This window comes from Streptococcus suis (genome assembly GCF_046032115.1).
GTDB lineage: Bacteria > Bacillota > Bacilli > Lactobacillales > Streptococcaceae > Streptococcus > Streptococcus suis_AJ.
On the sequence record NZ_JARQOZ010000022.1, the window covers coordinates 1 to 15698 of the forward strand.

Here is a 15698-nt window from a genome sequence, read left to right on the forward strand (position 1 = left end):
TGGGCCTTTGGCCCTGGCCGGAACAAGCGGCTTATAGCCGCAGAACAAACCACCAGTTCGACTGGTGGTTTTGATTTATCAGGTTTGATATGAGAGTATCTAGATTGTCAGGGCTATGAATTTCGAAACTTTGGAGATTTTCCTTACCAGTTGGAGCTTGTCGGTGGCGATAGTTAAACAAAACAAGAAGAGAGTCTCGAACTTTATCATTTGTTGGGAATTATCCTTGTTTCAAATATAAAATAAGCTTGCTTAAATCAGTAATTATTTATAAATTTAATTTTTCTGAAAAAAATCTGAATAATCTTTGTTACTATTTCATTAGTCAAACAGTCTGGACTATTAAAAATTGACTTAGAAAGGAAAATAAATGAATTATACAAAGCCAGTTATAGAAAAAATTTCTACTTTTAAAAATGGTACTGCAGGATTAGTTGCAGGTAGCTTCAGAGATATATTTGGAGGCAGGGCTTTATTTTTAATTAAAATATAATTATATTACCCAGATATATTGCCAAGTGATATATTAATTATTGTGGAAATCAAGTGATCCACGGAGTGGAAGTGAAAAATATCCGAATATGTTCAATTTTAATCTATTTTCTGATATTTTTCCGAAATTTATATTATCAAAAATATGAGAGGTGAGAGAACCATAATAATGGTTGCTCATAGATTATCTACAATTTTAGATTCAGATGAAATCTTTGTTTTGGAACACGGAAGACTTGTAGGAAGTGGGACTCATGTGGAGCTATTGGAATCTGTTCCATTATATAAAGAGTTGGCCAAAGAACAATTTTTAGTATAGGAGTATAGGAGTATCGTATTATGACAAATAAGATTGAAATAAGAGATGTAACAAAAACTTATAAAGATGGAGATATATTAAAGAATGTATCCTTTACTGCTGAAGAGGGGGAAGTCACTGCCTTTTTGGGACCGAATGGTGCTGGAAAAAGTTCGACATTACGAATACTTTTGGGTCTGGATAGGCCATCTTCAGGCACTGCTTTAATAGGAGGTAAGAAATATTGTGATTTTGAACGTCCTCTTTTAACTGTAGGAGCTTCTTTCGATGGTGTGGGGGCTCCCAATGATCGAACAGTTTTTCAACATTTGAAAATTGCTGCTGCTAGTAATGGAATAGATTTATCCAGAATATCAGAGGTATTATCCATTACTGATATTGAACATAAAAGATATTCAAAAATAGGAAACCTTTCATTAGGAGAGGGGCAGAGGTTAGGTATTGCAACAGCGCTGTTGGGAAAACCTCAGTACCTGATTTTAGATGAACCTACAAATGGTCTAGATCCTAGTGGAATTAGATGGTTTAGAAATTTTATTAGGGAACAAGCAAGTGCTGGTAAGACAGTATTGTTATCATCACATATACTTTCAGAAGTAGAGGCGGTAACTGATAAGGTTGTTTTTATTAATAAAGGAAGCATCATAGCTTCGGGTACACTTAATAATATAATGAACGGATTTGATAATCTAGAAGATGTTTTCTTTCATTTAACAGGGGGTGACTATGATGAGTAGTATAAAAAGCCATAATATTTTATCAGAGCTATATAAAATTTTTTATAGCAGATCAACCCAAATAGTTTTACCAATTGTTTTTATTCTTCAGCCGTTATTGTCTTATATCAGTTCCAAACAAATTTTAACAGTTGGATTGAATGCAACACCCGAAACAAATAGTAGTTTAGCAGAACCAATACCTCCAATTGAGTATATTGGTTTTGATGCAATACTATTGGGCTTGTTTGCTATGATAATTTTAGGAGCAATTCTTGGAAGTATGGAATATAAAAATAGTTCTTTACGTACCAGCTTGCTATTATGTTCAAATAAAGTTGTATTCTTTGTAATAAAATTTATTGTTACATGTGTATTTATTTTTGTTGTGTCATTTGTCTCAATCTATTTATCTATTGTAAGTGCACAGTTTGGTTTAGGAAGAGAGGGGTTGAACCCTTTGTTACTGAATAAGAATGTGTGGTATTTTATATTATTGGGATCACTGTCGTGGTCGCTACTAACGGCATTATCCTATTCAATTGCTTTTTATTTTAAATCTTCACTTGGATCATTATTATTTTTACTACCACAAGTCTATAATTTAGGTAGTTTTCTTGCTGACAGAATTCAGCTCGCCAAGTATTTACCAGTATCTTTAGGGCAAGATTTAATTGCAACGTCTCCTTTGAAAATCACAACACCAGGACGCAGTGTTTTATTTCTGAGTATTTGGGTGCTAGTAATTAGTGGCTTTGCATATTGCAAATTTTTGAAGGAAGATGTAGGTAATGTTAGATGAATTCTTTTAGAAGTGAGTATTTAAAGTTCATTTATAATAAATGGCTATTATTGACTGTACTAGCAACTATAATTTTAGTACCTTTATTTGTTATTTTTTTACATGAAACTCCAAGTTATATAACCGAGAATTATGCTTTAACACAAATCTTAGAAAGCTTCTATCTTGGACAAGCTGGGATTATTATTATTACAATACTATTTATAGGGCAAGAATTTAACGATTCAACTTTAAGAAGCAGTTTATTAGCTAACCCAATACGATGGAAATTCTTTTTTATAAAATTAATAGTTATATTATCAATATCTGTATTAGTTTGGAGTCTAGTTACCGTCTGTACTATTTTTGTGGTATATATTTTTTATAGTCTATTAATTCCCGGATTTATTTATACCATTGCAGTAAGAATAATGCTGGTATCAATTGGTTTAATATTAATATGTTTTAGTTTAGTTCTTATAACAAGGAGTATAGTTGTTCCAATGGGGATATCCTTGTCTTTCTTGTTGGGGTTAGGCCAAATGCTTCTGCAATTCAGCGATGCCTTTCTCTACTTCCCGATTATCTCTACCATGAATTCATTTTTTACGACTGAAAATCAACCTTATCTACCTTCTACAATAGGTATTGCAATTCAATTTTTATGGGGGATTTTGCTGTTGTCTTTCTCTATTTTGCAGTTTAGGAAGAGAATAGTACGATAAAAATTTTGTATTTTGTGATATTATTTAATTATGAAAGAAAAAAAAATATATCAAATATTAGCAATTGATGACGATGAAAGTATTCTTCGTTTGATAAAGAATTCTTTAGAACGCTCAGAGTTTGAAGTGACGACAAGGAAAGAAGTAGGTAACATAGATATTTGTTCATTTGTTGGCTTTGATTTAATTTTACTAGATATTATGATGTCTATTGATGGTTTAGAAATTTGTAAATCCATTCGAGAACAAATCGATGTACCGATAATTTTTGTAACAGCCAAGCAATTGGATAGCGATTTGGCTAGAGGGGTAAAGGCTGGTGCGGACGATTATATAAAAAAACCATTTAGTATTACAGAATTAGTTGCTCGCGTTAGAATGCATATCCAAAGGGAGGAGAGAAATCGTAAAAATAATAAAGAGATATGCACAAAGAAAATGATAATTAATGCCAGCAAGCAAGAAATCTTGATTGAAGAAGAGATCATATCATTGACAAAGCGAGAATTTACAATTTTGTATACTTTAGCAAGCAACCCGAGGAGAGTATATTCCGTAGAGGAACTCTATGAAAGAATATACCCGTCGGAGTCAGAGGCACAATTTCGTTCTATTGCTGAGTATATTTATCAAATTCGGTCAAAATTAAAACCCTTTTCAATTAATCCAATCAAGACACAGTGGGGAGGCGGATATAGTTGGAACGAAAACTAGATTTTAAGACTTTGGTCAAAAAAACGCAGTGGACGATTATTAAACAATTTTGTTTGAGTGTGATTGTAGCATATATTTTCCCCATATCGACTATTTCTATTGATATTCATTCAGAAACTCAGTCAATCGCTAGTGATTTGTTAGGAATATTCTTTAATGTTTTTTCATGGGTTTATATTTGTATATCTTTGATTATTATAGTTTCTGTTAATATTAAAGCCTTGTTGAAACGAGTAAAGCAAGAAATGGAGATTGTCTATCATGGTAGTATGTGGCTGACCTCAGTAAACACATCATCTAAATTAACGATTCTCGAATTCATAGAAACTAACAAACATATTGTACTAATGCAGCAAAGAATAAAAAATATGATTCAGGTAGAGAAAGACCAAAAGGAGGATATTCTCTTTAAGGTTTCAGCGATGGCACATGACTTAAAAACGCCTTTGACTGTAATCAAAGGAAACTCGGAATTGTTGCAATTTGCACCTTTATCTGGTATTGATGTCCAGTGTCTTAGGGACATTGAAAGAGCAAGCAACCAATTAGATAACTATTTTAATCAGTTGATTAATTACTCTAAAACTTTTTACTCTAATCAGATTTCCTTTCATCAGTATAGTATCAGTAATTTATCAAAAATACTGGAACAAGAGTGTGCATACCTTATTGGAGATAACATAGATTACAAATATGAAACTAAGATATGGCGAGACTGTAATATTGAATTAGATTTAGATTTAATTATCCGTTCAGTATCAAATATTGTCAATAATGCAATAGCTTATGCAGATGATGTTAAAAAGAAAATCAGAGTTATCTTGGAGTTAGAAGATAGTAGTATTTCCTTAAGTATTTGGAATAATGGTTCCAAATTTTCGGATGATGTTTTAGAAAATTTTGGAAAATTATTTTATCGAGAAGATACTAGTAGAAATTCACAGTTTGAACATTTTGGAATAGGTTTGGCATTTGTAAAACAAGTAATGAGCATTCATTCTGGTGATATACAACTCCAAAATAAGAAAAATGGGGCTATGGTTAAATTAATTATTCCGATAAAAAATAGTGACTGTACCTAGTCTTGGATATCGTAATTTTGAATACTATGAAGTTCAGAAAGTAAGTATATTGATAAAAATTATTTCAAAATCTCAACAATTAGCACTCATACCTGATTTATTCACATTTGAATATATTAGATAGGGTGCTATTAAAATAATATTATTTTTGACGAGTGTATGAAATTATTGTTCAAAATGATTTTTCTCTGATTGTGATTTGGATTATGGAGATATGGCTTAATTAGTAAATATGAAATAGTAATGTCTATATCAAAAACTTATTCCAATTTGGAATAAAAACTAAGATTCGTTCAGAACTTGACTATAATTTTCTTAGGAGTGAACGAATGTATAGGCGCATTAGGGATCTGAGAGAGGATTGTGATTATTCGCGAGAGTATCTTGCACGATATTTATCATGTAGTCAGTCAGCTTATTCTAAGATTGAGTCTGGCAAACGTCAGATTCCTGTTGATTTCTTGATAAAAATCTCAGAATTATATCAAGTGAGTACGGATTATTTACTTGGACTTACAGACACTCCCTACCGCCTAAAAAATAAAAAATAGTCCCTCCTGATTTGTTCATTGACAATTGAATAATTCTAGGTGGGACTTTATTTATTTGTTGAGCAATAGAATGTAATGCGCCAAGAAATGAGCGAAAATCATTTATTCAAAAATAGGATGGTAACCTATCTGCCATGACACAAATAATGATAATGATACTTCTGACCGTTCAGGCTGCCATCGTAAAAGGACAGCGGGTGAAATTCCCATGATTGAACTAACCATTCAAATCTCATCTAGCATGTAAAAAACTTAGAGATTTGAAGGAGGAAAATGTATGAGAACTGCTACATATAAAGATTTAATGAACTTAGGATTTCCTGAACATACCTCTAGAGACATTATTAGAGAAGCTAAAAGAATTGCTGTAAAAAAGTTTGAAGAAGCTCGCAAAGTTGACCATAATGCGGTACAATTAAGTAAATCGCCCTTTGACAATCGAAGACTAGGTATCGCACCAGCAGAAATTGTGGAACAATTAATAGGGATTCCACTATCTAAATAACATTTAGAAAGTGAGAATCCAAATGGCAACAAAAAGTAGTAAAAAATACAAAGGTGTTTATTGTGATTATAAGGGAAAGATATTTTATCAGATTGATCTTGGAATCGACCCAGTAACTGGCAAAAGGGTACAAAAGAAAGCTAGAAAAAATCAATATGGTAAAACCTTTGAAACAATGAAAGAAGCATATGACGAATTAGTTCGTATAAAATATGAATTTGCCAACAAAGTCAGTTTAGAAAATTACAATATGACTTTTGAAAACTATATGAACACAATTTATTTAAGTAAGAGCTTATAAGCAAAAAGTTCAGTCTGTGACATATAAGACGGCTCTTCCTCATCATAAACTTTTTATTCAATATTTTGGTTCAAAGCCATTAAAAGCAATAACTCCTAGAGATTGCGAGGCTTTTAGATTACATATCATAGAAAATTATTCTGAAAACTATGCGAAAAATTTATGGTCAAGGTTTAAAGCTTGTATGGGTTATGCAGAAAGACTTGGCTATATTTCAGATATGCCTTGTAAAGCATTAGATAATCCTAGAGGTAAGCATCCAGAAACTCCATTTTGGACCTATGCGGAGTTTCAGACATTTGTCAAATCATTTGACTTACATGATTATGAAGAATTACAACGATTTACTGCCATCTGGTTATATTATATGACAGGTGTACGAGTGAGCGAAGGTTTATCGTTATGTTGGGAGGATATTGATTTTGATAAAAAATTTCTAAAGGTACATACAACCTTAGAAAAAGATGAAAATGGGAATTGGTATCGTAAAGACCAAACAAAGACTCCAGCAGGTGAACGACTTATTGAATTGGATGATATTACTATTGAAGTACTTCAAGTTTGGCGAAAAAATCAGTTTGCAAATCAAGATACAGATTTTATCATTTCAAGATTTGGAGATCCTTTTTGTAAATCAACCATTTGTCGTATCATCAAACGTAAAGCGCAGCAAGTAGGAGTACCAATTATTACAGGGAAAGGTCTTAGACATAGTCATGCTTCTTATCTAATAAATGTTTTAAAAAAAGATATTTTATATGTGGCAAGACGAATGGGACATGCTGATAAATCAACAACTTTGAACACATATAGTCATTGGTTTAATGCTTTAGATAAAACAGTTTCTGAAGAAATCACACAAAATATTAAAAGTGCAGGATTGGATTCAATTTTATGCCAAAATTCCTGCCAAACTTCAAATTTATGAACTCAAACCCCTTGATACTGCACATTTAACAGGTTGTGCAATTGTTACTCTTAAATAATAGAGTTTCCAAGCAAAATGAAAACCTATCACTTGATGTGGTAGGTTTTTTCTTTGGTTCTAAATCTACTACTTCCAAACAATGAGAGTAGTTCTTTTCAATTCCAGCCATTTTTTGATATACTAGATGGGTTAAAAAAATTTAGAAAGGTTCTGTTTTGGGTCATTCCCAAACAGTAGTCAGATCTTCTGGCTAGAGGTATTAGTTTCATGTCTCAAACCCACATTAATGTTATCGGAGCTGGCTTGGCTGGCTCAGAAGCTGCTTATCAGATTGCCAAGCGTGGCATTCCTGTCAAACTTTACGAGATGCGGGGTGTCAAACCGACTCCTCAGCACAAGACCGACAAGTTTGCTGAGTTGGTCTGTTCCAACTCTTTCCGTGGCGATAGTTTGACCAACGCTGTCGGTCTGCTCAAGGAAGAAATGCGTCGTTTGGATTCTATTATCATGCGTGCTGGTGAGGCTCACCGAGTGCCTGCCGGCGGTGCCATGGCCATGGACCGTGAGAATTTCTCTCAAGCAGTGACAGATGAGATTCACAACCACCCCCTGATTGAGGTCATTCGTGGTGAGATTACAGAGATTCCTGAGGATGCTATTACAGTAATCGCGACGGGGCCTTTGACATCTGACGCCTTGGCAGAGAAGATTCACGCACTTAATGGTGGTGACGGTTTTTACTTCTACGATGCGGCGGCACCTATTGTCGATAGCTCGACCATTAACATGGACTTAGTCTATCTTAAGTCCCGTTACGACAAGGGAGAGGCTGCCTATCTCAATGCTCCGATGAACAAGGAGCAGTTCACCGCTTTCTATGAAGCCTTGATTTCAGCCGAGGAAGCACCGCTTAACTCCTTTGAAAAAGAAAAATACTTTGAAGGCTGTATGCCTATTGAGGTCATGGCCAAACGTGGCATCAAAACTATGCTCTATGGCCCAATGAAGCCAGTTGGTCTGGAATATCCAGAAGATTACAAGGGACCACGTGATGGCGAATACAAGACACCTTACGCAGTTGTGCAACTCCGTCAGGACAACGCAGCAGGTAGCCTTTACAACATTGTCGGCTTCCAAACTCATCTCAAGTGGGGCGAGCAGAAGCGGGTTTTCCAGATGATTCCAGGACTTGAAAATGCGGAGTTTGTCCGCTACGGCGTGATGCACCGCAACTCCTACATGGATTCGCCAAACTTATTGGAGCAGACCTTTGCGACCAAGAAGAATCCAAATCTTTTCTTTGCAGGTCAAATGACAGGAGTAGAAGGCTATGTCGAGTCTGCCGCCTCTGGCTTAGTGGCCGGTATCAACGCTGTTCGCCGATTCCGTGGCGAAGACCCAGTCATCTTCCCACAGACCACAGCTATCGGAGCTCTGCCATTCTACATCACCCACACCGAAAGCAAGCACTTCCAGCCTATGAATGTCAACTTTGGCATCATCAAGGAGCTGGACGGACCGCGTATCCGCGACAAGAAGGAGCGTTACGAGGCAATCGCAGAGCGTTCCCTCAAGGACCTGGAAGAGTTTTTGGGTTACTAAGATAATCAGAGAACTCCAGACACCTTCGGGTGTCTTTTTGTGTACATCATTGACTTTTTTTACATTTCAGATTATAATGTTTACAGAGTAAACATTCGGAGGTGTCAATATGCCAACCTTATCAAAACCGATTGCGGTGCGCTTTGACGAAGATTTGGTCCAGTTAATCGAGGAAGTGTCTGCTGGTCAGCACATGACCAAGACGGACTTCATTCGGGAAGCAGTTTTAGAAAAATTAGAAGATATGTACGATCTGGTAAAGGCAGAAAAAACCTACAAAGAGTGGGCTGACAGCGATAAGAAAACTTATAGTCACGAAGAAATGATGAAGCGCTATGGCTAAGTATCGTGTGGACTATGCCCCTAGTTTCTTCGAAGATATGGACAAGCTCGATAAGGGAACTAGTCGGCAGATTGCTAGGTGGATTGATAAGCATCTGGTGGATGTGGATTTTCCACGTTCTCCTGGAAAGTATCTGACGGGCGATTTAGCTGGCTATGTCCGCTTTCGTATTGGAAACTATCGCATTATTGCTGTGGTTGATGATGGAGAACTGGTACTCCTCAATCTTCATGTAGGACATCGCTCGGAAATTTATAAGAAGTTGAAATAATTTTGAGACACCTTCGGGTGTCTTTTGTGTTTTACTAAAGACGAGATAGTCTCAAATGGGAAGGATATTGTTCGGAAAGTCCGAAAAAATGGCCTAAAATAACTAAATTTTCTGAATATTCCAGAAAAACTATGGTATAATACTAAAAACACTGTTTAGAAAGAGATAGCAATGAATAAGTCCTATTTTTATTTGGATATGAAAACCCATGAATTAGATGTTCCATTCACTGGTCGGAAACGCCGTGTCCGTGTTTTATTGCCGAAAGGATATGCTGAAAATACAGAAGAGACCTATCCCGTTGTCTATTTCCACGATGGGCAGAATGTACTCTACAGTAAGGAAGCTTTTTCTGGGCATTCATGGAAGGTCATTCCAACTGTTAAGCGAAATCCTGATATTGCCAAGATGATTACCGTAGCGATTGACAATGATGGTGCTGAACGGATGCATGAATATGCTGCTTGGAAGTTTAGCGAAATGGGCATTCCAGGCATTCAGTTTGGTGGAAAAGGAACCTTGTATGCCGAATTTGTCATGGATGTGGTCAAACCATTTATTGACCAGACCTATCGCACCAAGTCTGACAAGGCCCATACAGCAATGATTGGTTCATCTTTAGGAGGCAACATCACACAATTTATGGGATTGGCCTACCAAGAGCAAATTGGCTGTCTAGGAGTATTTTCATCAGCCAACTGGCTACATCAGGAGGCATTTGACCGTTATATTGAACGTCAAAACTTAGACAAGGACCAACGGGTCTACATCTATGTTGGAACTGAAGAGGCGGATGATACAGATAAAACGCTCATGGCTGGCAATATCAAGCAATCCTATATCAACTCTTCACTGACTTACTATCGCCAATTGATTGCTGGCGGAGTAGCTTTGGATAATATTGCTTTAGAAGTCGTTTCGGGTGCTGTCCATAACGAAGAGGCTTGGGCAGCTTATTTGCCAGATTGCTTACGCTTTTTAAGCGAAAAGTGGTAATGTAAAGAATTAGTTAGGAGAATGAATATGCATGTAGAATTTTTAAGTCATTGGTCTGGAAATCTAGGCCGAGAAATGAATCTAAATCGTTATGGTCACGCGGGGATTCCTGTTGTTGTCTTTGCCTCATCAGGCGGTTCTTACAATGAGTATGCAGATTTTGGGATGATTGAAGCTTGCCGTGGCTCTATCGAGGCAGGTCAGGTCCAATTTTTTACTCTAACTAGCTACGATAGTGAGAGCTGGTTGGCTGACTGGAAATCCATTCATGATAAGGCAGAGGCTCACCGCGCCTACGAACGCTATGTGATTGAAGAAGCGATTCCATTTATCAAACATAAAACTGGCTGGTTTGATGGCATGATGACGACTGGTTGTTCTATGGGTGCCTACCACGCGCTGAATTTCTTCCTGCAGCATCCAGATGTTTTCACAAAAGTTATCGCCCTTTCAGGTGTCTATGATGCTCGTTTCTTCAATAACAATCAAGACTATGGCAATGACGATGCTGTTTATCAAAACTCACCATCAGATTACATTTGGAACCAAAACGACGGCTGGTTTATTGATAAATACCGTCAAGCAGATATTATCGTCTGCACAGGTTTGGGTGATTGGGAACAAGATGGCTTGGACTCATTCTACAACCTCAAACGTGCCTTTGAAGAGAAGAATATCCCAGCATGGTTTGATACTTGGGGAACAGATGTGGCTCACGACTGGGTGTGGTGGAGAAAGCAAATGCCATTCTTCCTTCATTCTATCGGACTTTAAGCTAGAAAGGACTACCTATGAATTATCTCGTTATTTCACCTTTTTATCCAGAAAATTTTCAACCATTCAGCATTGAATTGGCTAAAAAAGAAGGCGTTACGGTTCTAGGTATCGGACAAGAACCGTACGATCAATTGCCAGAAGAACTTCGCAATGCTCTTACAGAATACTTCCGTGTCAATGATTTAGAAAATATAGATGAGGTCAAGCGTGCAGCTGCTTTCTTGATATACAAGCATGGTCCAATTGACCGTGTAGAATCCCACAATGAGCATTGGCTTGAAAATGATGCCGAACTCCGTGAACAATTTAATATTTTTGGAGCAAAGCCAAGTCATCTTAAAAAGACAAAATTCAAGTCTGAAATGAAGAAATATTTCTCAAAAGCAGGGGTTCCTGTTGTGCCAGGTATGGTTGTCAAATCGGAGAAAGACATTGATAAGGCTGTTAAGACAATTGGCTTTCCAATGATTGCCAAGCCTGACAATGGTGTTGGAGCATCCGGTACCTTTAAACTCACAAAGAAAGCTGACTTGGAAACCTTTAAAGAAGCCTGGGATGGTCAAACAGCTCATTTCTTTGAAAAATTTGTCAACTCAAGCATTATTACAACCTATGATGGATTGGTGGACAGCAAGGGAAATGTTGTTTTCGAAACAGGTTTGACCTATGTTCATACTCCTCTGGAACTGATGTTGTCTAGAAAGGACAATGCTTACTTCATCGAAAAAGAACTAGATCCAAAACTAGTAAAATATGGTCGAGCGATTATCAAAGCTTTTGGTATGAAAGAGCGTTTCTTCCATATTGAATTTTTCAAGAACGGCAAAGACTACATCGCGATTGAATACAACAATCGTATGGCAGGTGGCTTCACTGTAGAAGCTTACAACTATGCGCATTCGATTGATCTTTTCCGTGATTATGCCAATGTAGTGACAGGTGGTACAGTTGAAGAGCGTAGATTTGAACCTCAATACTGCTTGGTAGCAACTCGCCGAGATACGACCGAATATGTTCACTCAGCAGATGACATTCATCAACGATTTGCCGGCAAGATTAAGACCGTCAAACGCATGCCAGATGCCTTTGCAGAGCTGCAAGGGAATGACGCCTATCTTCTTGTGACTGAGAGCAAGGAAGAATTAGACGACATGATTGCCTTTATCGGGGAGACAAAATAGACTAGATTGAAAGATGCCAGAAATGGTGTCTTTTTTTCTTTCCTTACAAAGCTGTAAGTTTTTTAATCAGAACTGTAAGAGAGTGCAGGAGGAATATTTTCTATAATAGACTCATAAGAAATAGAAAGAAGGAAATCATATGTCATTCAAATTTTTACAAGCAAAGAGAATCGAAGAAAAGGTATTCTCAGAAAAAGAAAAGGCTGAACTCTTGGAACAAGCAGAATTTTTAGAGGAGTTAGCACTTGATTTGCAAAGTATGCGATTTATGGCATACTAGAGGGAGGAAACTATGAAAAAGAAAGTATTTGGCATGCTGACTTTGGGCAGTATAGTGCTAACCGCTTGTTCTTCCTCTTCAGCAAGCCTTAGCTTTGATGAGGGCTATCAAACTTTCCATTACAAGGGAAAAGACTATGCTGTTAGCAAACAGGAAGTTGCCGAAGATAGTATTCAGAGAACAGAAGTTAAGTTTATGGAATGGCCCGTTGTCAAAGAAGAAGGGGCAGTGAAAAAGACAGTATCCTTGAATAATCTCTATGTAACATCCAGCAATGACTGGGCAATCGGTGTCCAGGATGGTTATTATAAGGTAGATTTAGAAGATAATATTGCTGAATCAGACCGAATCGACTATCAAGCATTACTTGATACAGTTGATTTATCCAAAGAAAACAATTAGGAGTTTGTATGTTATTAGAAATCAATCATTTAGAAAAAGTTTACCGCACGCGCTTTTCAAAAGAGGAAACTCGTGCTCTTCAAGATGTGGATTTTAAGGTAGAAGAGGGCGAATTTATTGCCATCATGGGGGAAAGTGGTTCTGGTAAGACGACTTTGCTCAACATTCTAGCAACCCTGGACAAGCCGACGAGAGGTTCGGTTATCCTAAACAATCAAGATATTACGAAAATCAAGGAAAGTAAGCTGGCGGATTTCCGTTTGCGTAACCTAGGCTTTGTCTTCCAAGATTTTAATCTTTTGGACACCCTGTCCATCCAAGACAATATCTTTTTACCTCTAGTATTGGCCCGTACCAGCCATGATGAAATGGAAAAACGGTTGAAAATCTTGGCGCCAAAACTGCGAATTCAAGATTTGCTGAAAAAACGTCCTTTTGAACTATCTGGTGGACAAAAGCAGCGCGTGGCCATTGCCCGTAGTTTGATTACCCAGCCACAAATTGTCCTAGCGGACGAACCGACAGCTGCCCTAGATTACCGCAATTCGGAAGACTTGCTGAATTTGTTTGAAGACATTAACCTAGATGGACAAACCATTCTCATGGTGACCCACTCAGCTAACGCAGCCAGCCATGCCAAACGCGTCCTCTTTATCAAGGATGGTCGGATTTTCCACCAATTGTACAAGGCAGGTAAGAGCAATCAGGACTTTGCCAAGGAAATTTCTCTCAATATGTCTGCACTTTTAGGGGGTGAGTAGATGTTTTACCTCAAACTTGCTGGACAAAATATCCGAAAATCTATGGGTGTCTTTGCTCCCTTTGTTTTAGCCAGCCTGGTCCTCTTTACCTTGATTTGTTCCATGTTCTTGCTCATGCTCAGTCCAGTCATGAAAACCATGGGAACAGGTGCCGTATCTATCGGGCTGGGGGTTATCGTTCTAACCATTTTCTCACTGATTATGGAAATATATAGCTTTAATTTCCTCATGCAACAACGGACTAGAGAGTTCGGGCTCTACAATATGCTAGGGATGAACAAGAAGAAGGTGGCCTTGGTTGCCAGCATTGAGTTGTTTTTCATCTTCCTCTTGGTCATTGTGCTAGGTTCTGCATTAGCCGGTGTATTTTCAAATGTTCTCTACTTGATTTTTGTGAATTTGACCAGTTATGGCGATCTTCACTTTAGCATTTCTCCTCTGGCATTTGTCCTCACGGCCTTTCTCTTTGCAGGTATCTTCTTCATCTTGGAATTGCTGGCTATTCGGACGATTGGCAAGACCAGTCCGCTGATTCTCTTTCGTGCTAGCGAGAAGGGGGAGAAGGAGCCACGTGGGAATCTCCTCTTGGCAGCACTAGCTGTCCTTAGCTTAGGTGTTGGCTACTACCTGTCACTTTCTTCTCAATCTGCAGGTCTAGCTGTCATCTATCGTTTCTTTATCGCTGTACTCTTTGTCATTGCGGGGACCTACTTGTTCTACATAAGCTTTATGACTTGGTTTTTGAAGGCTCGGCGGAAAAACAAACGCTATTTTTACACGCCAGAGCATTTCATCACCACATCGCAGATGATTTTTCGGATGAAGCAACACGCAACAGGTTTGGCCAATATCACATTGCTGGCGGTCATGGCCTTTGTCACCATTGCGACAACGACATCCCTCTATACAGGGATGGCAAATATGACCAGTGGACTTTATCCAAAGGAAACATCCATTACCTATCCTGTTGCGGATAGGAGTCAGGGTGAAATGGCCTTTCAGCAATCGGTGCTCAGCCATTTTCCAGAAAAAGCGGAGGATAGTCTGTCCTACCTGACCTACCAAGCTGGTCTGGTCTATGACGGTGGGAAGGAGATTGTCATTAGTCCAGAAACCATTGCCAATCCAGACTTTAGCAAAATAGCCTTTACCTACTTCATCACCCAAGATGATTTCAGGAAGTTGGGCAATGACCTGCCAGAGCTGGCTGTCAATCAAGTAGCTTTTATCCGTCCAAGTGAAATGCCGTTGCTAGAGAAAGTCACTTTGGGAGATAGTACTTTCGAGAATGTAGTAAATCTTGATACAGCTATTTTCCCTGATATTACTAATACGCTCAATGCTGCCGTCATGGTGGTCAGTGATGATAGTGTCTTGGAAACCATTCGCAGTTACTATGAGTCAAATAATCCGCAAGGCTATCAGGTTAGTCTGGACTACCGTGTCTTTACTGATATGACCAATGAGGAAGTGGCCACTCTTGGTGAGCAGGCAGGCGATGCCTATAATATCAGTGATGCTAATGGAGAATCTTTAGGATACGTCATGCAGAAAACAGACTTTACCAATATGATCATGGGCTTCAGAGGTGGATTTCTCTTCACAGGCTTCTTGTTGGGTATTAGTTTCTTGCTAGGTGCTGCCTTGATTATTTACTACAAGCAGTACTCGGAAGGGCATGAAGACAAGAAATCCTACAAGATTCTACAAGAAGTGGGCATGAGTGCAGCAGCGGTCAAAAAGACCATTAACTCGCAAACACTTACGGTCTTCTTTATGCCACTAGCTATGGCGACCTTGCATTTCGTGATTTCTCTTGTTATGCTTAAGCAAATGCTATTGACCCTTGGTGTCACCTCTTCGCTTATGATTTATACCGTCAGCGGAATTACCCTACTGGCAGTCGCTCTGATTTACTTTGTCATTTACAAGTGGACTAGTCGAACCTATTATCGTATTATTGAACGATAG

The 15698-nt window shown here is 38.0% G+C and carries 18 protein-coding genes and 2 pseudogenes; all 20 read left to right on the forward strand.

The window, feature by feature from the left end; genetic code table 11:
• Window positions 1-370 precede the first annotated feature (370 nt).
• The 20 genes and pseudogenes from P7J36_RS07455 (at window position 371) to P7J36_RS07550 (ending at window position 15698) form a co-directional block, all read left to right on the forward strand.
• A complete protein-coding gene (locus P7J36_RS07455; RefSeq protein WP_103557055.1) occupies window positions 371-493 on the forward strand; it encodes a putative RiPP precursor in 123 nt (40 codons plus the stop codon).
• 135 nt (window positions 494-628) lie between these two features.
• Window positions 629-811: pseudogene (locus P7J36_RS07460) on the forward strand (multidrug ABC transporter permease); the annotation flags it as partial.
• A 20-nt stretch (window positions 812-831) separates the two neighbouring features.
• Entirely contained in the window at window positions 832-1548 is a 717-nt protein-coding gene (locus P7J36_RS07465; RefSeq protein ID WP_011922427.1) for an ABC transporter ATP-binding protein, read from the forward strand.
• Window positions 1538-2329 carry a membrane protein gene (locus P7J36_RS07470; protein ID WP_032509741.1) on the forward strand — a complete coding sequence of 264 codons (792 nt, stop codon included), beginning with the start codon at window positions 1538-1540 and terminating at the stop codon, window positions 2327-2329. The genes P7J36_RS07465 and P7J36_RS07470 overlap by 11 nt, the downstream gene beginning before the upstream one ends.
• Complete coding sequence (locus P7J36_RS07475; RefSeq protein ID WP_012028134.1) at window positions 2326-3033, forward strand: ABC transporter permease; 708 nt, start codon at window positions 2326-2328, stop codon at window positions 3031-3033. The genes P7J36_RS07470 and P7J36_RS07475 overlap by 4 nt, the downstream gene beginning before the upstream one ends.
• 30 nt (window positions 3034-3063) lie before the next feature.
• Entirely contained in the window at window positions 3064-3747 is a 684-nt protein-coding gene (locus P7J36_RS07480) for a response regulator transcription factor (RefSeq protein WP_011922424.1), read from the forward strand.
• On the forward strand, window positions 3732-4829 hold the full coding sequence (locus P7J36_RS07485; RefSeq protein ID WP_408551761.1) for a sensor histidine kinase: 1098 nt from the start codon (window positions 3732-3734) through the stop codon (window positions 4827-4829). The genes P7J36_RS07480 and P7J36_RS07485 overlap by 16 nt, the downstream gene beginning before the upstream one ends.
• Before the next feature lie 329 nt (window positions 4830-5158).
• Complete coding sequence (locus tag P7J36_RS07490) at window positions 5159-5380, forward strand: helix-turn-helix domain-containing protein (RefSeq protein ID WP_408551762.1); 222 nt, start codon at window positions 5159-5161, stop codon at window positions 5378-5380.
• 277 nt (window positions 5381-5657) lie between these two features.
• A complete protein-coding gene (locus tag P7J36_RS07495; RefSeq protein ID WP_001258320.1) occupies window positions 5658-5885 on the forward strand; it encodes a DUF3173 family protein in 228 nt (75 codons plus the stop codon).
• A 22-nt stretch (window positions 5886-5907) separates the two neighbouring features.
• Window positions 5908-7114, forward strand: a pseudogene (locus P7J36_RS07500) (tyrosine-type recombinase/integrase).
• A 267-nt stretch (window positions 7115-7381) separates the two neighbouring features.
• Window positions 7382-8716 (forward strand): methylenetetrahydrofolate--tRNA-(uracil(54)-C(5))-methyltransferase (FADH(2)-oxidizing) TrmFO, encoded by a 1335-nt coding sequence (gene trmFO / locus P7J36_RS07505; RefSeq protein ID WP_024401219.1) that lies wholly within the window; start codon window positions 7382-7384, stop codon window positions 8714-8716.
• Window positions 8717-8825: 109 nt separating this feature from the next.
• Window positions 8826-9059 carry a type II toxin-antitoxin system RelB family antitoxin gene (gene relB / locus P7J36_RS07510; RefSeq protein ID WP_029187269.1) on the forward strand — a complete coding sequence of 78 codons (234 nt, stop codon included), beginning with the start codon at window positions 8826-8828 and terminating at the stop codon, window positions 9057-9059.
• Window positions 9052-9330, forward strand: a complete 279-nt coding sequence (locus P7J36_RS07515; RefSeq protein WP_029187268.1) for a type II toxin-antitoxin system RelE family toxin — start codon at window positions 9052-9054, stop codon at window positions 9328-9330. The genes relB and P7J36_RS07515 overlap by 8 nt, the downstream gene beginning before the upstream one ends.
• A gap of 171 nt (window positions 9331-9501) precedes the next feature.
• Window positions 9502-10326 (forward strand): alpha/beta hydrolase, encoded by an 825-nt coding sequence (locus P7J36_RS07520; protein ID WP_408551763.1) that lies wholly within the window; start codon window positions 9502-9504, stop codon window positions 10324-10326.
• A gap of 27 nt (window positions 10327-10353) precedes the next feature.
• Entirely contained in the window at window positions 10354-11100 is a 747-nt protein-coding gene (locus P7J36_RS07525) for an esterase family protein (protein ID WP_053864061.1), read from the forward strand.
• 17 nt (window positions 11101-11117) lie between these two features.
• Entirely contained in the window at window positions 11118-12284 is a 1167-nt protein-coding gene (locus tag P7J36_RS07530; RefSeq protein WP_408551764.1) for an ATP-grasp domain-containing protein, read from the forward strand.
• A gap of 139 nt (window positions 12285-12423) precedes the next feature.
• Complete coding sequence (locus P7J36_RS07535) at window positions 12424-12564, forward strand: hypothetical protein (RefSeq protein ID WP_408551765.1); 141 nt, start codon at window positions 12424-12426, stop codon at window positions 12562-12564.
• Window positions 12565-12576: 12 nt separating this feature from the next.
• On the forward strand, window positions 12577-12966 hold the full coding sequence (locus tag P7J36_RS07540) for a NisI/SpaI family lantibiotic immunity lipoprotein (protein WP_408551766.1): 390 nt from the start codon (window positions 12577-12579) through the stop codon (window positions 12964-12966).
• A gap of 8 nt (window positions 12967-12974) precedes the next feature.
• On the forward strand, window positions 12975-13727 hold the full coding sequence (locus P7J36_RS07545; RefSeq protein WP_024418248.1) for an ABC transporter ATP-binding protein: 753 nt from the start codon (window positions 12975-12977) through the stop codon (window positions 13725-13727).
• Window positions 13728-15698 carry an FtsX-like permease family protein gene (locus P7J36_RS07550; protein ID WP_408551767.1) on the forward strand — a complete coding sequence of 657 codons (1971 nt, stop codon included), beginning with the start codon at window positions 13728-13730 and terminating at the stop codon, window positions 15696-15698.